A 19,272-nucleotide genomic window follows, 5' to 3' on the forward strand; every position below is an offset into this window, starting at 1 on the left:
AAACCCTGATGTAGTATTGTAGTAGGTTAAATAGAGCCTGGAACTACGGAGAAGAGTACATTTGACAGTAAAGCTGTGCTTTCATAGCTAGCATCATTCCCCCAAAAATTTACAAAACCACTGTATGATCAACCATTACTATAAACACCCTTTCAAAAGAAAAACCCTTAAGAAAACCTTCGGGTCCCTGGGGTTGCTTTTAGCCCTTGCCCCTTTGAGCCAAGCCCAAACGGTGGTGTGGGAGGAGAACTTCAACGGACCCAACATCAATACGAACAACTGGACTTTTGAAGTAGGCGACGGCTGTAACCGCAACCTCTGCGGATGGGGTAACGCCGAACTGCAGTATTACACAGACCGCCCCGAAAACGCGCGCATAGAAGACGGGAACCTGATCATCGAAGCCCGCCGCGAGGCTTTCCAAACGCGCCAATTCACCTCGGCTCGCCTGAAGACCGAGGGCAAAGTGCAGTTCAAGTACGGCACTGTGGAAGCCCGGATCAAAGTCCCCGACCTGCAGAACGGTTTATGGCCGGCCCTTTGGACCTTGGGCACCGTAGGCGGCGTGTGGCCCAGAAATGGGGAGATTGATATCCTGGAGATGGGCATCAGAGAAGCGATTCAGGCGGGATTGACCAACAGGCGCGTAGGCGCCGCCGTGCACTGGGAGCACAACAACAACCAGGCAGACTACGGCACCCACTATGACACCCCGGCCAACCTAAACAACGATTACCACACCTACAAAATGGTCTGGACGGCTCAGTCCATCAAAATTTTCGTGGACAACCATGAGTTCTTCACCTTCAACACCGCCGGGGCCGCCGGCAGTGACCTGGAGGAGTTCCATAACCCGCATTTCCTGGTGCTGAACCTGGCTGTGGGCGGCAACTACCCGGGCATCAATAATCCATCGGGCGTTACGGCTCCCCTGCCGGCCAAGATGTATGTAGATTACATCAAGCTGTACCAGAACGACGGGGATGGTCTCTCCACTGGGCAGCCAATCCCGGCCGCGGGCAACTACGGTATCTACACCGAGACTACCCCTACCACCGCCAAGCTCAGCTATACCAATGACGCCCAGCTTTACCTGTGGGAAGGAACGCTCTCCCCTATCACTACTCCCGCCCCCGTTTCCTTTGAAGGAACCGAGGTCATTGCCGTGAAAGAAACCGGCAGCAAAGGCTGGTACGGATTCGGGATCGCGAACGGGGCCAAAAACCTGTCGGCCTTTGCTGCCACCGGCTCCTTGAGATTCCACATGAAAACCACTGCCACCGGAACCATCAAGGTAGGCATCAAAAGCGGCGAGATAGAAAGCTGGGTGAACATCCCGGAGACCGGCGACCAATTCGGGTTGGTGCGGGACGGAAACTGGCACCAGGTGTCCATTCCTTTCTCCCGGTTCATGACCGTAACGGGCTTCAACCTCAACAACGTGACCCAATCGTTCATGGTGGCCTCTGTGACGGCTCCGCCTGCCGGCGCCGAATTATACTTTGACAACATCTACTACAGCCCGGGGCCTTTGGGGGTGAAAGAAGACGCCGAACTGAAAGCCAGCGTGCGCCTCTACCCTAACCCAACCTCCGGAGAGCTTTACTTCTCGGCTCCTAAAAGCCTGGAAGGTAGCACGGTGACGGTCATGGATCTGGCCGGCCGTGAGGTAATGAAGACCAAAGTAAAAGGAAGCAAAGTAAACGTGCAGTCTTTGGCCGCTGGCCTGTACACGCTCACCCTGGAGCAGAACGGCAAAGTGACCTACAAGAGATTTATCAAAAATTAAATGCCCGAGGTATAGAACATTGAATTAATAGAAATAGGATTAGGTAAAAAGGAGGCTCCCCGTGGGAGTCTTCTTTTTTTATGCCCTTTTGGGCCTGTTTTCTAAAATCAAACTATAAACAGGATCGCCTAAAAAGGTTATATCATCACTCCGGAAATAAAGTCATGGAGGAGAAAATCGAAGTTCCGCTCTCGAAACAAAACACCTAACGGCTCGTTCTAAATTACTTTACCATGGTTTTCATCAGGTGTGGTTATAAAAGCGGAGAGATATGAAAAACGGTTGGCAAGAACATCAGCAGGGTAACACGGTCATATCAAACTGGCAGGAGAGCAAGACGCTTGCCTACGATATAGCCCAAATCATGGGTGGACTTTACGGTGAGGGAATCATCGGGTTAAAAGGCGCTTTCAGCCGCGAGTGGGTGCAGCAGTTACACCAGGACGTGCTGGCGCTGTACGAAGATGCCCTGCAAAGGCCCGGCGGCGCGGTGGGCCGGGGGCCCAAACGGCACTACGTGGAAATACACCCCGAAAACATCAGCGGCTTTATTGACCTGGTTACGCACCCTTGGGTAACCACCGTGTGCGAGGCCGTGCTGGGACCAGAATACAAGATCGTGGAGATAGGGTTTGACGTGCCCAACCCGGGGGCGGTAAACCAACCCTGGCACCGCGACTTCCCAGCTCCCGAAGACACCATTGCAGGTCGCCGCCTCAATTCCCTGGCCTTTAACCTCACCACCGTGGATGTGTTTGAAGACATGGGTCCGTTTGAGATAGCGCCCGGCACCCAATGGGATTTACCCGATGGCTTTGAGCATGGCATGTTCCCGCCCAAGTCTCTGTACCCCCGCTACGAGGCCCGGGCCCAACGCAAAATGCCCCAGATGGGCGACATCTCAGCTAGATCGGCATTGACCATCCACCGGGGTACCACCAACCACTCAGACAAGGCCCGTCCGGCTCTGGTGTTAGGGGTAGACGCGCCAGGAGGCATCAACGCTGAGCGCCACGACCTACAGGTTACCAGAGCCTTTTTCGAAAAACTCCCCGAAAGCGTCCGCCAGCACCTCACCTACCGGTTGGTTGATACCTTAGAACCTATTGTGCAGGCCCACACCATTGAAGGGCTTATGATGGGCGAAGCTTAGGCTCAAATGGAAAATGAAATATCCAATGCATAAAGGTCATTGTTCTTTACTGAAGAGCAATGACCTTTTTACTTCCGGGCTAAAATCCTTATATTAAATCATGGTATACCACATCTTAAACGGCGATGCGCTAACTGATCGGTTTAAAGCCACGGGTTTAGGCGGGCAGGTGGTAGTGACGCGGGAATGCCTGGTAGATGGAGACTTGTCAGGTGACACCTTACCGGAGTTTTTCCAGACTCGGGCACGCTATATCAACGCTGCCTTTCAGGCTCCCGAAGAGGAGTACGCGACAGCCGTAGTAGCGGAAATGAACCACCTGCTCACTGCGCCGAATAATTCAGAATTCAACCTGTGGTTTGGCTACGATCTTTTCTGCCGGGCCAACATGTGGTTTATCTTGTCCTTGCTGCAGGATCTGCCTGAGCCGAAAGTGGTCAACCTCGTTTACCCGGCAAATCTGAAAGAGCCAGAGGTTTGGCGCGATTTCGGGGGAGCCACGACAGAGGACCTGCGTTACTGCTACGAGCAAAGAATCACATTAAGCGAGGCAGACCTGACTTTGGGCCGGGACCTTTGGTTGGCTTTCAAGCAGAAGGACTTAGAGCGCCTAAAAAAACTGTCTGAACTCTCTTCTCCTGCTTTTCCCTACCTGCGGGAAGTGTGCCAAGCGCACCTGGACCGATTCCCAACAGACGGAGAAGCACCGAGGCCTGAGCGAGTTATCCGGGAAATCCTCCAAACCTCAGCCCAGGATTTCCCTTCTGTTTTTAGGGCGTTTTCTAAAAAAGAGGGTATTTACGGGTTTGGGGATGCGCAGTTGAAAAGGATTTACGACAAGGTGGTGCAAAGCAACTGAATCAAGTGTTTTTCTAAACAACCAAATCCTCAACTTCTCCATCAGCCTAAACTCTAGTAATTCACTTCTAAGCAGGGCGGATTATTTGCTTTTTTTGAGTAAATAGTGGCAAACTTTTTACTCAAAAAAACTTCGCCTATGAAGAAAGCATTACTCATCTGTTTTATGTTCCTGGTGTATGCTCCGCTATTTGCCCAATCTGCGGCAGACACCATTGAAGTGAAAAAAGGATTCTCCCCAGCGTTTAAGTATAATGGCGAGAACCTCAATTTGAACCAGCTTCTGGAAATCACGAAATCAAACCCCGAGGCTTACAAAGAAATGAAGATCGCCAAGGGCAAAGCCACTATGGCGAATGTTCTGGGGTATGCCGGTGGCTTTTTGTTAGGTTACCCCGTAGGAACGGCCATTGGCGGCGGAAAACCAAACTGGGGCTTAGCCGGAGTGGGTGCCGGTATCATTGCACTGGCCCTTCCTTTCAATGCCTCTTTGACAAAACACGCCCAAAACGCCGCCAGAATCTACAACAACGGACCTACCCAAACCAGCCTGAAACCCGTTGATGTGAAACTTGGCTTTACCGGCAACGGCTTGGGTTTGAACCTCCTATTCTAAGCATAATCGGTTCTTGCCTGTTTCTTAAAAATTGAGCTTAAAACGGCTTTATCTCAAAAGCTCTGGAAGTTGTTTTAAGCCTATTTTATTGAAAACTGCCTCAAAACAGAAGTCTGTAGAAACAGCGTCAGTTTCCATGTAATAGAATCCATCTAAAGGAGGCTTACTTCTAACAACCAAAACAAAACGCCCGGTAGCTATCCTGCCGGGCGTTTTGTTTTTATAATGCTTGATGTAATTCTCACTAGCGCACAATTCTTATGCCGCCCCGGCCGGCCATGGGGTTCAGGTGCTTGTTGAGGCTGTAGGTGAATTGGAGCATAAAGTAGCGGCCCAGGGAATTCAAGGTCTCGGTCTGTACGTAGTTGGGGCCGATGGTTTGGGTTATGCCCAGGTTCTGGTCCAGCAGGTTTACGGCCGTGAGGCGCAGCTCGCCGCTGTTGTTCTTGAGAAACTGCTTTGCGATAGAAGCGTTGAGCAATGGGATGTTCTGCCGGAAACCCAGTTGCGGGTTGTGATACACCAGGTACTCCAAGGTAGAAGTCAGGTAGAATTGGTGCGGCAGGTACACGTTGGTTTCCCCGGAATACGTTTGGTTCACGAAGCGCTGGTTCTGGCTGCCTTCCGCGTTGTAATCCGTGGTTTGCAGGCTCAGCTCGGAGCGCAGGCTCAGGTCAAATTTCTGGTCCAGCCGGTACTCGTAGCGCAGATTGCCTGAGTACGTGCGGTTGTCCACGGTGGTGGCGATTTCGTCAATGAGGTTGATGCCCTGCTGCTCCTGAACGCTCGCGCCCACGTTGAGGCGGCTTTTCAGCTTGCGCAGGGGGTAGCCCAGGCTCAGGTTCAGGTTAGACATCCTGCTGTATTTCACATTCACCGGCTGCGTGGTGCGCACTAGGTTCTGGTCATACCGCACCGAGTTGGTGATGGCATCGGTGGTGTAGTCCAGGAATCCGAAGGCGAAGAAGCTGATCATGGACGTGGGGTTGAACATGCTGAAATTGACCCGCACCTGGTGCTGGTAGGCGGGTCGTAGCCCAGGGTTGCCCACGTACACGTTCAGCAGGTTGCTGCTGTCTGGGAGCGGTTGCAGTTGGCGCACGCTGGGCTCCTGGATGGAGGTCTCGTAGTCTACTTCCACCCGTCGGTTGTTGCTGAACTCATAGTTGAAGCGGGCGGTGGGCAGCACGTTGGTGAAGGTCTTCCGGACGGGCATGTTCTCTTTCTGGCGCACGTAGCCAACCAATTCTGAACGCTGGAACGCCGGCCCGATGGCAAAGCTGAAGGCATCACGGTTGATGCGGAAATTGACGCCCGCCCGGTGGTACCGGAAATCGCTGTTGTAACGGTTGCTCTGGCTTTGGTTTAAGACACGTTCCCCTTCCTGCAAGTCATACACCTGCTGGTCAGATGCATTGTGGTTTTGGTTAAACAGGTAAGTGGCTTCCAGGTAGCGCCGGTTGCCCAGCGGCTCGGTGGCATTCAGGGTGCCGCTGTAATTATAGGAATTCGTCTCATTTACCCTAAACTGGTTTATTTCTTGTCGGGGCTGGCTCGCGTACTCGTTCACCCCGGTGAGGCGGTTCTCGTTGTCGTTGTTGTTCAGGCTGGCTTGGGTGGTAAACGAGAGCGTGCGGCCTTTCTTCGGGAATTTGTGCCGCAGCAGCAAGCTGGCGTCTAGGATCTGGCCCTGGCCGGTGGCGTTGCTTTTACTGTCGCTGCGGTTCTGAAACTGCCCTTCCCCGGTTCTGGTCTCGCTCAGGGAGTTTCCCAACCCCTCCGTCTGGTTCATGACTAGGGAAGTGGTGAACTTGACGGAATTGGCCGAATCTATTTTATGGTCAATGGCCAGGTTCAGGCGATGGTTGGTGTTGGTGTTTTCCTGGCTTCCGCTCTGGGTGTACTCTAGCGGACCGGTGGGGCGCACCTCGTCCCGGTCAATGGTGCTGCGCACGTCGTGGTTCAGGTGGTTAAAAAAGTAGTTGCCGTTTACCTCGGTGTTCTTGCCCACCGATTGTGCGAAGTTGAGGCCGCCGCCGTAGGTACGCATCAAGCCGTTCGTGCGGCCGCCGTTGTTCAGCGGGATTCCGGAGTTACCGCCAATCTCAATCCTGAACCGTCCGCCGGAGGCCATCTGCTGCATACCGCCCGAGAAAGCCAGGTACTCGTCAATTCCGAAGCCTTGGGTGTTTACGTTGTTGCCCATGCCCAGCACCGAGAACTGCTTTCCTTTCTGGAACCGGTTCAGGTTGAACTTGCTCTGGAAACGGCTGTTGGTACCGGCGCCGGCCATGGCATTCCCGAACATGCTGTTCTTGCGATCTTCCTTCAATTCCAGATTGATCGTTTTGGTGCGCTGCCCATCGTCAATGCCAGAGAAATCGGCCTGGTCTGATTTCTTGTCGTAGACCTGTACCTTGTTCACCGCATCGGCGGGCAGGTTCTTGGTGGCGATTTTAGGGTCTTTTCCGAAAAACTCTTTCCCGTCTACCGTCACGCGTTTCACCTTCTCGCCCTGCACCGATACGGAGCCATCGGTCTCCACCTGCACCCCGGGCAACTTCTTCAGCAGTTCCTCCACGGCTGCGTTGGGTTGCGTCTTAAAAGAGCCGGCGTTGAACTCCAGCGTGTCTTTCTTGATGGTCACGGGGTCCTGCTCGCCTTTTACCAGCACCTCGCCCAAGGCATTGGTAGCCGGCTTCATCCGAATAAGGCCCATTTCAACCGGTCCTGGCATTTCAGGCGTCTCAATGGTCTGGTATAAAGACCTGTAACTCACGAAGGAGATTTTGAGCAGGTAGGTGCCTTTGTTTATGTTTTTAAGCTCAAAAGCGCCCTGGGCATCTGAGGAGGTAAAGGAAACCAGCGTGGAATCTTTGGGGTGCAAGAGCAGCACCGTGGTAGAAGGCAAAGGGCTGTCTTTCTCGTCCAAAACTCTCCCTTTGATGGAAAACTTTTGGGCAAGGGCTACCTGGCCTACCAAAAGGAAGGCAAAAAGTAAAAGTTTTTTCATACAGAATAAGACTGGGTTGAGTAAGAAGGTGATTAGTTCCGGATGATCATATTTCCGCCGTTCTGGCGCATGCGTTCCATCTGCTCACTTATCATGGCCTGGAATTGCTTCTCGGTGATCTTCTCTCCTTTGGTCGGTTCCACCAGTTCACCCTTTTTGAGCGGCCGCAGATCTACTTGTAGGGCTTTTACCACGCGCTCGCCGTTGTTCACGTCAATCTCCAGCACGGCACCCGGCAGAGAGGCATAGGAATCAGGCCCCAGGAAAGGCCGCAATTTGTCGGTGTACCAGGCCACCACGGTCTGTTTCCGCTTTTCGTCAACGAAAGTGGCTTGTTTGCAGGGATAGCCGGCCACGGTTTTGGTTTCCTCCCCCATTTTCCAGGGCAGCAGGGTCAGGCTGTCCTGCACCAGGTATTTCTTGCCATTAAAATCGCGGAGCGACACCCTCTTTGACTCGGCTGGTTTCAGGTACAGTTCACCGTTGGCATTCCGCATCCTGAACACCACCCCGCCTGAGCCGGCGGTGGCCTCCTCTTCTTCGTCTACCAGGCGCTTGTACAAAGAAGCCTCTGGGCTGAAGTACAGGGCCTGCTTGCTCACGTTGTACTCGGGGATCATGCTCTTCATGCCTTCCCGGTCTTTGCCTAGGGTACGGTGCATGTTCATTTTCACTTCGTACACAATCACCCCTTCCTGCGCCCAAGCCAGGGAAAAGGTGCAGAAGAACGCTAGTAGGCCGAGGGTGAATATGCAAGTTTTCATAGGTAGGTTGTTTTTTGGTAAAGATAGCGGGGCGCTCTATGCCAAGGTGTTAAGGCCTGCCTAATGAAAAGTTAAAGTATTGTTAAAGTACCCGCCTCCTGATTGTTCCCCTTAAAAGTCCTGCCTAGGCTTGGTGTTTTTAGTCTTCTTTCCGAAAATCGGCCCCGAAACGAAGGCCTGAGATCCGCCAAACCCGGGAAGATAACTTCTCTCCTCACCTGCGTATATACACGTAATTAATACGGACCTATTCTCTTGCTTCCATGAAAATTATACGAATTTCGGCCGCCTGCTTCCTTTTGGGAGGCCTCCTGTTCGCCTGTAACAAACCAGCCAAAGAAGAAACGGCAAATGGCACCAGCCAGGAAACCACTGCCCAGAACTCGGCCGCAACGCCGCTCCCCCAGCCTTACGCCACTGAATCGGTGAAGAACTACAGCAAAGTGATTGGCTGGCCCGCCGATAAAACGCCCATCGCACCCGCGGCTTTTACGGTCACCAAGTTCGCCGATGGCTTGCGCAATCCCCGCTGGATCTACGAGGCGCCTAATGGCGACATCTTTGTCTCTGAGGCCGAAACGGAGAAAAAAGGTGCTGAGAAAATCGCCGCCAAAGTCACCGGCCAGGCCATGTCCCAGAACATGGGGAAAAGCGCGAACCGGATAACCCTTTTCCGGGACACGAACCAGGACGGCGTACCAGAGGCGCGGTACACCTTTCTGCAACGGCAGAACCAGCCCTTCGGGATGCTGGTGCTGGACAACTATTTCTACGTCGCCAACACCGATGCGCTGTGGCGCTTCCCCTACCAACCGGGGCAAACCAAGATCGCCGGCAAAGGCGAGAAGATTCTGGAATTACCGGCCGGCGGCTATAACAACCACTGGACCCGCAACCTGCTGGCCCACCCCAACGGCTCTAAAATCTACGTAGCCGTGGGGTCTGGCAGCAACAACGGCGAGAACGGCATGGAAAACGAGGTACGGCGCGCCAATATCCTGGAGATAAACCCAGACGGTTCTGGGGAGCGGGTGTTCGCCAGCGGCCTCCGCAACCCCGTAGGCATTGACTGGGTGCCCGGCTCCAACACACTTTGGGCCGCCGTGAACGAGCGCGATGAACTAGGCGATGAACTGGTCCCCGATTACCTGACCAGCGTGAAAGAGGGCGGCTTCTACGGCTGGCCTTACGCTTACTTCGGGCCGAACGAAGATCCCCGCATGAAAGGCCAACGGCCGGATCTGGTGAAGAAAACCCTGGTGCCCGAGGTGCCACTGGGCGCGCACACTGCCTCTTTGGGTTTGGCCTTTTACAAGAAATCTGCCTTCCCGGGCAAATACCGGGGCGGGGCGTTTGTGGCGCAGCACGGCTCCTGGAACCGATCAGACTTGGTGGGGTACAAAGTGGTATTCGTACCGTTCCAGAACGGCAAACCCAGTGGTCCGCCCGAGGATTTCCTAACGGGTTTTGTCTCTGATACCGCGAAAAGCGAGGTGCATGGCCGGCCTGTGGGATTAGCGGTACTTCGGGATGGCTCGCTGCTGGTCGCCGATGATTCCAGCAACACGATCTGGCGGGTAGCGGCCAAATAAGCCTCTTAAATATTTTCTGGCAGGATACCGAGCGCGTTTAGGGGCTCTTTCCGTAAAACAATGTTCAAACCTGTTTTACGTTTTCCCTGCATTTAGCACAAGTGTTAAACATGAAATCTCTCAGAATACTTCTTATTGCCTTCTTCCTGCTGGGTACCTTTTACTCACAGGCACAGTTAAAAGCCTTAGACGCAGAGCTAACCAACTATACCTACCCTTTTCCGGTGGCGTTTCACCCGGTGAAAGTGCAGCAGCAATCCTTCAAAATGGCCTTTATGGACGTAAAGCCGCAAAAGCCCAATGGCAAGACGGTGGTGCTGCTGCACGGGAAAAACTTCAACGGCGCCTATTGGGAACAAACCGCCCGTGACCTGTCTAAAAACTGCTACCGGGTGATCATTCCAGACCAGATCGGGTTTGGGAAATCGTCTAAGCCGCAGAACATCCAGTACTCGTTCCAGATGCTGGCCCAGAACACCAAGGGCTTGCTGGACAGCCTGGGGGTAAAGAAAGCCGCGGTGCTGGGCCACTCCATGGGCGGTATGGTGGCTACCCGTTTCGCGCTCATGTTCCCTGATTTCACCGAAAAATTGATCTTGGAAAATCCCATCGGGTTAGAAGATTGGAAGCGCTGGGTGCCTTATCAGAGCGTAGAGAAATGGTATGCCGGGGAGCTGAAACAAACCCAGGAAGGCATCAAGAAATACCAATTGGATAACTACTACGGTGGCCAATGGAAACCCGAGTACGACCAATGGGTGAACCTGCTGGCCGGTTGGACCATCAGCCCAGACTACCCCAAGATTGCCTGGAACGCAGCCCTCACCTATGACATGATCTTCACGCAGCCGGTGGTCTATGAGTTTGACCAGTTAAAGATGCCAACCCTGCTGGTCATCGGGCAGCGCGACCGCACGGCTCTGGGCAAAGCCAACGCGCCGGCTACCGCCCGTGAGAAGTTGGGTAACTATCCTGCGCTGGGAAAAGAAACAGCGAAGAAAATCCAGAATTCAAAGCTGGTAGAGTTGGACAACGTGGGCCACCTGCCGCATATTGAGGCGTATAACCGGTTCATTCAGCCATTGCTGGCCTTTTTGAAAGAGTAACTCCCTACCTAGTTGCCCCACATGAAAAGGAGAATGATTCCGGTACTTATACTCATTCTGTTAGGACTTGCCTTCAGGTTATGGCTGGGCCTGTACCACCACGATGAATTCGCCGAAACGCACTTGTTTTTGAAGCACCGTCCTATTTGGAAGTGGATCTTTTACACACCCTTGGGCCTGAGTGATTTGACCATGAAAGACCTTTCTCCGGAAGAGCAGGAAGAACAACGGCTGTTTGAGGAGTTTTTCAGTAGCAAAGGATTGAGTAAGTAAAAGGAAATCCTAAAAAGAGGCTTCATCTTGAAGAAATGTTAGCAATTTAAGAGCAAACCACCGGCAGATTAGCTACTAAGGCAAAGAACCTCCCCTCACTGTTTAAAGGTTGATTTTGAGAAAACAGCCTTTAAACAGTTTTTTTTTGCCTGTATTAAACCAAGTCCTTTGGTAATGGTCTAAATCCAAACTATGAGGCAATGAGAAAAATACCTTTACTCTTTTTATTTCTTTTAATCTCTTATCTAGGGTACAGCCAGACTACCTCCGTGAGAGGACAGGCCGTGGGCGGCGGCTCTCCGCTCATTGGGGCCACGGTGGCGCTTTTGAATGCGCAGGACTCCTCGGTCTACAAGGGCGCCGCTACCGATGTGGAAGGTCGCTTTGAAATTGCCGGAATCCAGAACGGCCGTTTCGTGCTGAAGATCTCTTACCTGGGCTTCGGGACGTTATACCGCTCTGTGACGGCCACGGGTGCTCCCATCCAACTGGGCACGCTTACCCTTACCTCCGGCGCCACTACGCTGCGCGAGGTAGAGGTAGTAGGTCGGGCCGCTACCGTGATCCAAAAACAAGATACCGCCGAGATGAACTCCGCGGCTTTCAAGGTGAACCGCGATGCTAATGCCGAGAACCTTATCCAGAAAATGCCGGGCATTACCATCCAGAACGGACAGGTGCAGGCCCAGGGAGAGCGGGTGCAGCGCGTGCTGGTAGACGGTAAAGAATTCTTCGGGGAAGACCCCAGCGCGGTGCTGAAAAACCTACCCGCCGAGGTGATCTCCAAAATCCAGGTGTTTGACCGCCAGAGCGATCAGGCGCAGTTTACCGGCTTTAATGACGGAAACGAGCAGAAAACGATCAACATCGTGACCAAGCCTGAGTTCAGGACCGGCCGTTTCGGGCGCATCAGCGCGGGTGCCGGTACCGACGGGCGCTACAGAATCAGCGGGAACATCAACCAGTTTGAAGGCGACCGCCGCATCTCTATTGTGGGGTTGAGCAACAACGTGAACGAGCAGAACTTCTCTTCAGAAGACCTGGTGGGCGTAGCCAGTGCCTCTAGCCGGGGCGGTGGAAACCGCGGTGGAGGTGGTGGTCCCCGTGGCGGTGGTGGCGGACCAGGCAGCGGAGGCTGGGGCGGCGGTAACAATACCGGCGATTTCCTGGTGAACTCCAATAACGGAATTGCCCGCACCAACGCCATCGGGTTAAACTACTTGGACAAATGGGGCAAGAAAGTAGACGTGCAAGGCAGCTACTTCTTCAATCACTCCAACACCGGGGCCAACTACTCCCTCTTCCGCCAGTACGGCATTGACGGTTCAGACGAAAGCACCTACGGCCAGAACGGCAACTCTGACACTAGGAACATGAACCACCGCGCCAACCTGCGGTTGACGTACAACATTGACTCAGCCAACTCCATCATCATCCGTCCGAGACTTAGCTTCCAGAACAACACCGGCACCAGCTTTGACCGGGGCGCTACCCTGGCAGGATCTCCTTTCACCAGCCTGCTGAACAACTTCGGGTCTGACCTGGACGGGATGAACTTCAACAACAACATCCTGTACCGCCACAGCTTCCCTAAAAGAGGCCGTACCATCAGTTTGGACGTGACCACGGGTTACAACCAGAACAAGGGCAATAGCGAGTTGTACTCAGAAACGGTGACCGATGAGGATATCCAGATTCAGGACCAGATCTCGGTGCTGGACAACAAAGGTCTGAACCTGGGCGCCAACCTGAACTACACCGAGCCACTGACCAAAAACACGCAGTTGCAGCTGACCTATACCACCAACTACAGCAACTCAGACGGCGACAAGCGCACCTATGAGCGCGCCGAGAACAGCGAAGTGTATGACAACCTGCTGGCCAGCCAATCCAGCACGGTGGAAAACAGAACCATGACCCAGGAGTTTGGCACCGGTTGGCGCTACAACACCAAAGATTTCCAGGTGATGCTGAACGGCCGCTACCAGTTCCTGAACATGCAAACCGATCAGTTGTACCCTACCCCTATCAACCCGGAGTACAATTACCACAATGTGTTGCCGTTTGCCATGGTGCGTTACAACTTCAACCAGGACCGTAACATCAGGATTTTCTACAACGGCCGCTCCCAGACACCTAACGTAGAGCAGCTGCAGAGCGCCATTGACAAGTCTAATTCCTTGATCTGGAACCAGGGTAACCCAGGCTTGGGCCAGGCTTTTAACCATAACTTCAACATGCGGTACTCGTCTGCCAACCCAGGCCGGTCTTCTTCTTTCTTCTTTGTGCTGGGTGGCTCAAAAGCCCAAAACTACATTGGCAGACAGACCATCACTGCCAGAAGAGGTGAAGTGGTTGTTTCTCCCGGCGATACCCTGAGAGGAAACCAGCAACTGAACAGACCCGTGAACCTGGACGGCCAGTACTCTTTGCGGTCCTTCCTGACGTATGGTCTGCCCCTGCCGTTCATCAAGTCTAACCTGAACCTGAACCTAAACGCCACCTATAACCAAACTCCGGGTTTGATTGATAACGCGGAAAACAACACCACAACGGCCAACGTGGGTGGCGGCGTGGTCATCAGTTCTAACATCAGTGAAAACTTTGACTTCCTGATCTCCACCAACGCTACCTACAACGAGGCCACTTACTCTTTGCGTAAGGAGCAGAACAACAACTACTACAACCAGAGCAGCCAATTCAGACTGAACTGGATTCTGTGGAAAGGCCTGACCCTGACTTCTGAGCTGAACCACCAGTACAACGGCGGTCTTTCTGAAGAGATTGACCCTACTTTCTTGCTCTGGAACGGCAGCATCGGCTATAAATTCCTGAAAGACCGCCAGGCCGAGATCCGGTTGTCAGCGTTTGACATTTTGGGTGAGAACACCAGCATCCAGCGGAACATCGCCAATGCCTACATTGAAGACGTGCAGACCACCGTGTTGCAGCGCTACTTCATGCTGAGCTTCAATTACAACCTGCGCATGTTTGGGGGTAGTGGTGCGCGCCCTAACAAGGACATGAACCGTCCGGGTGGTGGGTACCCAGGTGGCGGAAGAGGATTTTAATTTCGTAGTATATCCCCCAATTTGCAGAAAGCCGTTTTCGGGCTTGTTTTTAGAAGAACAGCCCGAAACGGCTTTTTTGTTTCCAAGCCTTATCTTAGCGCCTTACCCTAACCCCATTGCCATGCCCATCATCCGGCTGCAAACTATTATCAAGGCGCCCATTGACCGCTGCTTTGACCTCTCCCGCAGCATTGACCTGCACACGCTTTCCACGCAGCAAACCAATGAAAGAGCCGTGGCGGGCGTAGTGGCCGGGTTGATTGACCTGCACGAGACCGTCACCTGGGAAGCCACCCACTTTGGCATCCGGCAGAAACTCACGAGCAACATCACGGAACTGGAAAGGCCGCACCGGTTTGTAGATGAAATGGTAAAAGGGGCCTTTAAACGCATCTGGCACGAGCACCGCTTTGAGGCCCTCTCTGCGGATGAAACCCGCATGACAGACACCTTCGACTACACCTCACCCCTGGGCTTTCTGGGGAAATTAGCCGATGTCCTGTTTCTGGAAAAGTACATGACGCGCCTGCTTCTGACGCGCAACCAGGTGATCAAGGAAGTAGCCGAATCAAACCAATGGAAAGCGCTCCTGCAACGGGAAAAGGTTCTCAAGTAGCTCCGCCCAGAAAGGAGGTTGAACAGTTTTAACAGTGATTCTAAAAAATGGGGCTTAAAACAATTTTGGAAAGTTCTTTCCTCCTAAAAAGGGTAAATTCAATATAGCCCTTTCCTAATTTTTGAGTAACATTAGCCCAAAATAACCTACTCCTCACCTGCCCTAGCCATGGACAAACTGACCACCTACAACCAAAGACTTTTAGCCATCATCGGGACCCTGATAGTGGGTGGCTTGCTGATCGTTCTCCTGATTGGGGCATTTGTTTTAGGGTCAGAACTGTTCGGCTCACGCAGGGCTGATGATGACGAAGATAGCTCCAGGGATTCCTTTAGCTTGAGGCCGTCCGGCAACCGAAACGATGGAGACACCAACAGTAAGGGGGCAGGTCCAAAAACAGATATAAAACTCACTTTCGAGTCACCAGAATTAATTGACACTGTAAAACAACTTTATCTGATTCCGGTAACTTTGGCCGACCCTGACCAAGCGCTTGTCACCGACTCTTATGATGTAACCAACGAGCCTGATATAGAGTCTTCTGCCAGAACCGGGGTTTTTGAGCACCAAGGATCTTACCTCAACATCATTGTATACAACCAACTAGCGGGAAATGGCCAAATGGTGTATAAGAAGCCCGTTCACATCAATGGTTTTAGGAATTACCTATTCAAGGGCAAACAGTACCTCCTGATCAAAGCCAGTAATCAAGACACCGACAAGAATGGGCGTTTGAGTTATAGAGACCTGCAAGCCTTCTATGTCTACGATGTGGAAGTCAACCAACTTCAGGAAATCAGCTTTCCAAACATGGGCTTGCAGGAATACACCCTCCTGCACAACTCAGACGAGATTGCCCTTACCTTTGGCGTAGACCAAAACCAAAACGGCAAGTTGTGGGACGAACCTACCGTGCTCAAGAAGTACTCGCTTGCTACCCGCCGCGCCACTGATCTCCTGGACAAAAGGTTAGTCAACCAATTGCAGCAAATTGGCAAATAAACGCTACTGATTGGTATTGTTTCAGGCCTGTTTTGCTCAAATCAATCGTAAAACGGACTGCAAATTTCTCCTTGGAAATAGTACAGCGCCGCATTTCTCTTTTTGAGTTTCCCGCTTGCTGCCTTACATTAGGGATTCTTGTTCCGGGAATGCCTGTACCCTCTTCTTTGCCCTGTTTGGCGTGCAGAAAAGGAACCATCCTAAACAAGTTTGCGCGTTAGCCAATTAACCCGGTAGAAGGAATTTAGGCCATCACCCAGGTTCCTGAACCCGATGAAAGTACATGAGACCAGAGAAATTACTACACCTCGCCCATAAATTAGAAGGAGAACTTCATTACGACAACACCATGCGGACGCTGTACGCCACCGATGCCTCGGCGTACCGCGAGAAACCGTTGGCGGTGGCGTTTCCGGCTTCCATCCAGGATCTGAAAACGCTCATCTTATTTGCGAAGCTGGAGGGCACCTCCCTGATTCCCCGGACGGCGGGTACGTCGCTAGCGGGCCAGGTAGTAGGCAGTGGCATTGTGGTGGATGTGTCCAGAACTTTTACCAAGATTCTGGAGGTAAACCCCCAGGAAGGTTGGGTGTGCGTGGAGCCGGGCGTGATCAGAGACGAGCTGAACATGTTTCTGCAGCCACACGGCTTGTACTTTGGGCCGGAGACGTCCACGGCCAACCGCGCCATGATTGGCGGCATGGTGGGCAACAACTCCTGCGGCTCCAACTCCATTGTGTACGGCAGCGCCCGCGAGCACCTTATATCTGTGAAAGTCCTTCTGAGCGATGGTTCTGAGGCTGAATTCGGGGTTTTGACGCGGGAAGAGTTTGAGGCGAAATGCCGGGGTGAGAATACCTCGGGTGACCTGGAGACGCGCATTTACCAGGCCACTAAAGCCATGCTGAGCCATCCGCAGACGCAGGAGAACATCCGCGCCGAGTTCCCCAAACCCAGCATCCAGCGCCGCAATACCGGCTACGCCATCGACCTGCTCTTGGAAACCGAACCGTTTACCGAGACCGAGGAGCGCTTCAACTTCTGCAAGCTCATAGCGGGTTCTGAGGGTACCCTGGCGTTCCTAACCGAGATCAAGCTGCACGTAAACCAACTTCCGCCCAAGGAGATTGGCTTGCTGTGCGTGCACTGCCAGAGCGTGGATGAATCATTGCGGGCAAACCTGGTGGCCTTGCTGCACAACCCTAGCGCGAGCGAGCTAATGGACCATTACGTGCTGGAGTGCACCAAAACCAACATTGAACAGAGCCAGAACCGCTTCTTCGTGCAGGGCGATCCCGGGGCCATCCTGGTGGTGGAACTCTCTGATTATTCCCTGGCCAACATTGAAGCGCGGGCGCAGGCGCTCGTGCAGGACCTGCAGCAAAACAACCTGGGCTACCACTACCCGCTTGTGACCGGCGCCGATACAAAGAAAGTCTGGAACCTGCGCAAAGCGGGCCTCGGGTTGCTGTCTAACATCCCCGGAGATGCCAAACCGGTGGCTGTGATTGAAGACACGGCCGTGGATGTGAACGATCTGCCCGAGTTCATCCGGGAGTTCAACCTCATTCTGGAGCAGTATGACCTGTATTGCGTGCACTACGCCCATGCCGGTACCGGGGAATTGCACCTGCGCCCCATCATCAACTTGAAGACCGAGGAAGGAAACCAGTTGTTCCGGTCCATCGCCACGGAGATTGCCACGCTGGTGAAGAAATACCGCGGCTCTTTGAGCGGCGAGCACGGCGATGGTCGTTTGCGCGGCGAGTTCATTCCGTTCATGATTGGTGAGGAAAACTACAAGCTGCTGGAAGAAGTGAAGCGCGTGTGGGACCCGGGCAACATCTTCAACCCGGGTAAAATTGTGAACACGCCCTCCATGAACACCTTCCTGCGCTACGAGCCGGGCCAGGAAACACCCGAGTTCGACACCGTCTTCAAGTTCAAAGAAGCGGGCGGCGTGCTGCGGGCCGCTGAGCTTTGCAACGGCTCAGGCGACTGCCGCAAAACGCACCTCACCGGCGGTACCATGTGCCCCAGCTACATGGTGACCCGCCACGAGCGCGACACCACCCGCGGCCGGGCAAACACTGTGCGTGAGTTCCTGACCCGCTCTCCCAAAGCCAACCGCTTTGACCACGAAGAAATCAAAGAGGCCATGGACCTGTGCCTCTCCTGCAAAGGCTGTAAGTCTGAGTGCCCGTCTAACGTAGACGTGGCCAAGCTTAAAGCCGAGTTCCTGCAGCACTACTATGACGCCAACGGCATTCCGTTCCGTACGCGCCTCATCAGCAACTTCAACAACGCGAACAAACTGGCCTCGCTTTTGCCGGGTGCCTACAATCTGCTGTTTAAGAACTCTTTAACCGCAAACGCCTTCAAAAAGGCCGTGGGCTTCGCGCCCAAACGCTCCCTCCCGCTCCTGCACAAAACCACGCTGCGTAGCTGGTTCAAAAAGCACCAGGCCGAGAAAGTAAAGGAATGTGCCGCGCCCAAAAAGAAGGTGTACCTGTTCTGCGACGAGTTCACTAATTACAACGACACGCCCATCGGCATTAAAGCGGTGCTGCTGCTGGAGAAACTGGGCTACGAGGTGGTGCTACCGGAACACGAGGAAAGCGGCCGTACTTACCTGTCTAAGGGATTGGTGCGGGAGGCCAAGAAACTGGCCCAGAAGAATGTGGCTATGCTGCACAAACTGGTCTCTTCTGAGACGCCGCTCATCGGCATTGAACCCAGCTGCATCCTCTCCTTCCGTGATGAGTACCTAGACCTGGTAGACGAAGACCAGCTAGAAGACGCCAAACACATGTCCATCCACTGTCTGCAGTTTGATGAGTTTATTGCCCGCGAGATCCTGAACAAGAACATTGACCGGAACCTCTTCAAAAGCGAGGCCCGCCTGATTAAACTGCACGGCCACTGCCACCAGAAGGCGCTTTCCAGCGTGCTGTACACCCAGCAGATGCTGAGCTTACCGGCCAACTACAAGGTAGAGGTCATTCCCTCGGGTTGCTGCGGCATGGCCGGCTCCTTCGGGTATGAAGCCGAGCATTACGAGGTCTCCATGAAAGTAGGCGAACTGGTGCTCTTCCCTACCGTGCGGGCTGTGGCAAATGACGTGATCATCGCCGCCCCGGGCACCAGCTGCCGCCACCAAATCCACGACGGCACTGGTAGAGACGCCCAGCACCCGATAGAGGTGTTGTATGAGGCGTTGAAGTAGATATTTCCGCTTTCGGGTTGTTGTTTAGGGGCTGTTTATATGAAAACAGCCCCTAAATAAGGAATATAATTCGAGTCATGTATGATGTGATATTATGTGCAGTTCTGGTTGTCAAGCTACCGTTGGGTGAATAAACTGAAGTTTGGCACCATTCAAGGTGTTAATAACCGGAACGACTCCCTATACACAGTAG

Annotated in this window: 13 protein-coding genes; 11 read left to right on the top strand and 2 right to left on the bottom strand. The window is 53.3% G+C overall.

Features of this window, described 5'->3' with window-relative positions; all coding sequences use genetic code 11:
• The first annotated feature begins 124 nt into the window (after nucleotides 1-124).
• From FOA19_RS14200 to FOA19_RS14215, 4 genes are all read left to right on the top strand, one after another.
• Entirely contained in the window at nucleotides 125-1,789 is a 1,665-nt protein-coding gene (locus FOA19_RS14200; protein ID WP_190300407.1) for a family 16 glycosylhydrolase, read from the top strand.
• A 271-nt stretch (nucleotides 1,790-2,060) separates the two neighbouring features.
• The gene (locus tag FOA19_RS14205) at nucleotides 2,061-2,942 is read left to right on the top strand and encodes a phytanoyl-CoA dioxygenase family protein (protein ID WP_149091447.1); all 882 of its coding nucleotides are present in this window, start codon (nucleotides 2,061-2,063) and stop codon (nucleotides 2,940-2,942) included.
• 100 nt (nucleotides 2,943-3,042) lie between these two features.
• Nucleotides 3,043-3,801 carry a DUF1835 domain-containing protein gene (locus FOA19_RS14210; RefSeq protein ID WP_149091448.1) on the top strand — a complete coding sequence of 253 codons (759 nt, stop codon included), beginning with the start codon at nucleotides 3,043-3,045 and terminating at the stop codon, nucleotides 3,799-3,801.
• A 138-nt stretch (nucleotides 3,802-3,939) separates the two neighbouring features.
• Entirely contained in the window at nucleotides 3,940-4,416 is a 477-nt protein-coding gene (locus FOA19_RS14215; protein WP_149091449.1) for a hypothetical protein, read from the top strand.
• Nucleotides 4,417-4,660: 244 nt separating this feature from the next.
• Here FOA19_RS14215 and FOA19_RS14220 read toward each other — a convergent pair whose 3' ends face one another.
• Nucleotides 4,661-7,429, bottom strand: a complete 2,769-nt coding sequence (locus tag FOA19_RS14220) for an outer membrane beta-barrel family protein (RefSeq protein ID WP_149091450.1) — start codon at nucleotides 7,427-7,429, stop codon at nucleotides 4,661-4,663.
• Between the two features lie 32 nt (nucleotides 7,430-7,461).
• Nucleotides 7,462-8,193: a GLPGLI family protein gene (locus FOA19_RS14225; RefSeq protein ID WP_149091451.1), complete on the bottom strand. Its 732-nt coding sequence runs from the start codon at nucleotides 8,191-8,193 to the stop codon at nucleotides 7,462-7,464.
• Between the two features lie 263 nt (nucleotides 8,194-8,456).
• Between FOA19_RS14225 and FOA19_RS14230 the strand changes: the two genes are divergently transcribed.
• The 7 genes from FOA19_RS14230 to FOA19_RS14265 all read left to right on the top strand — a co-directional run bounded on the left by FOA19_RS14230 (nucleotide 8,457) and on the right by FOA19_RS14265 (nucleotide 19,079).
• Nucleotides 8,457-9,785, top strand: a complete 1,329-nt coding sequence (locus FOA19_RS14230) for a PQQ-dependent sugar dehydrogenase (RefSeq protein ID WP_149091452.1) — start codon at nucleotides 8,457-8,459, stop codon at nucleotides 9,783-9,785.
• A 110-nt stretch (nucleotides 9,786-9,895) separates the two neighbouring features.
• The gene (locus FOA19_RS14235) at nucleotides 9,896-10,891 is read left to right on the top strand and encodes an alpha/beta fold hydrolase (protein ID WP_149091453.1); all 996 of its coding nucleotides are present in this window, start codon (nucleotides 9,896-9,898) and stop codon (nucleotides 10,889-10,891) included.
• Nucleotides 10,892-10,912: 21 nt separating this feature from the next.
• Nucleotides 10,913-11,164, top strand: coding sequence for a hypothetical protein (locus FOA19_RS14240; protein WP_149091454.1), 252 nt, complete (start codon nucleotides 10,913-10,915; stop codon nucleotides 11,162-11,164).
• Nucleotides 11,165-11,364: 200 nt separating this feature from the next.
• Nucleotides 11,365-14,235, top strand: a complete 2,871-nt coding sequence (locus FOA19_RS14245) for an outer membrane beta-barrel protein (protein ID WP_149091455.1) — start codon at nucleotides 11,365-11,367, stop codon at nucleotides 14,233-14,235.
• Nucleotides 14,236-14,311: 76 nt separating this feature from the next.
• The gene (locus FOA19_RS14250; RefSeq protein WP_317132038.1) at nucleotides 14,312-14,851 is read left to right on the top strand and encodes an SRPBCC family protein; all 540 of its coding nucleotides are present in this window, start codon (nucleotides 14,312-14,314) and stop codon (nucleotides 14,849-14,851) included.
• A 168-nt stretch (nucleotides 14,852-15,019) separates the two neighbouring features.
• Entirely contained in the window at nucleotides 15,020-15,853 is an 834-nt protein-coding gene (locus FOA19_RS14255) for a hypothetical protein (protein ID WP_149091457.1), read from the top strand.
• Between the two features lie 283 nt (nucleotides 15,854-16,136).
• Nucleotides 16,137-19,079 carry an FAD-binding and (Fe-S)-binding domain-containing protein gene (locus tag FOA19_RS14265; protein ID WP_149091459.1) on the top strand — a complete coding sequence of 981 codons (2,943 nt, stop codon included), beginning with the start codon at nucleotides 16,137-16,139 and terminating at the stop codon, nucleotides 19,077-19,079.
• Nucleotides 19,080-19,272: the final 193 nt, after the last annotated feature.

Origin of the sequence: Rufibacter hautae (assembly GCF_008271695.1) — a bacterium.
GTDB classification, from domain to species: domain Bacteria; phylum Bacteroidota; class Bacteroidia; order Cytophagales; family Hymenobacteraceae; genus Nibribacter; species Nibribacter hautae.

Bases quoted from the DNA above. Each gene is read 5' to 3' on its own strand.
- FOA19_RS14200 (WP_190300407.1), top strand. From the start codon at position 125: ATGATCAACCATTACTATAAACACCCTTTCAAAAGAAAAACCCTTAAG.
- FOA19_RS14205 (WP_149091447.1), top strand. From the start codon at position 2,061: ATGAAAAACGGTTGGCAAGAACATCAGCAGGGTAACACGGTCATATCA.
- FOA19_RS14210 (WP_149091448.1), top strand. From the start codon at position 3,043: ATGGTATACCACATCTTAAACGGCGATGCGCTAACTGATCGGTTTAAA.
- FOA19_RS14215 (WP_149091449.1), top strand. From the start codon at position 3,940: ATGAAGAAAGCATTACTCATCTGTTTTATGTTCCTGGTGTATGCTCCG.
- FOA19_RS14220 (WP_149091450.1), bottom strand. From the start codon at position 7,429: ATGAAAAAACTTTTACTTTTTGCCTTCCTTTTGGTAGGCCAGGTAGCC.
- FOA19_RS14225 (WP_149091451.1), bottom strand. From the start codon at position 8,193: ATGAAAACTTGCATATTCACCCTCGGCCTACTAGCGTTCTTCTGCACC.
- FOA19_RS14230 (WP_149091452.1), top strand. From the start codon at position 8,457: ATGAAAATTATACGAATTTCGGCCGCCTGCTTCCTTTTGGGAGGCCTC.
- FOA19_RS14235 (WP_149091453.1), top strand. From the start codon at position 9,896: ATGAAATCTCTCAGAATACTTCTTATTGCCTTCTTCCTGCTGGGTACC.
- FOA19_RS14240 (WP_149091454.1), top strand. From the start codon at position 10,913: ATGAAAAGGAGAATGATTCCGGTACTTATACTCATTCTGTTAGGACTT.
- FOA19_RS14245 (WP_149091455.1), top strand. From the start codon at position 11,365: ATGAGAAAAATACCTTTACTCTTTTTATTTCTTTTAATCTCTTATCTA.
- FOA19_RS14255 (WP_149091457.1), top strand. From the start codon at position 15,020: ATGGACAAACTGACCACCTACAACCAAAGACTTTTAGCCATCATCGGG.
- FOA19_RS14265 (WP_149091459.1), top strand. From the start codon at position 16,137: ATGAGACCAGAGAAATTACTACACCTCGCCCATAAATTAGAAGGAGAA.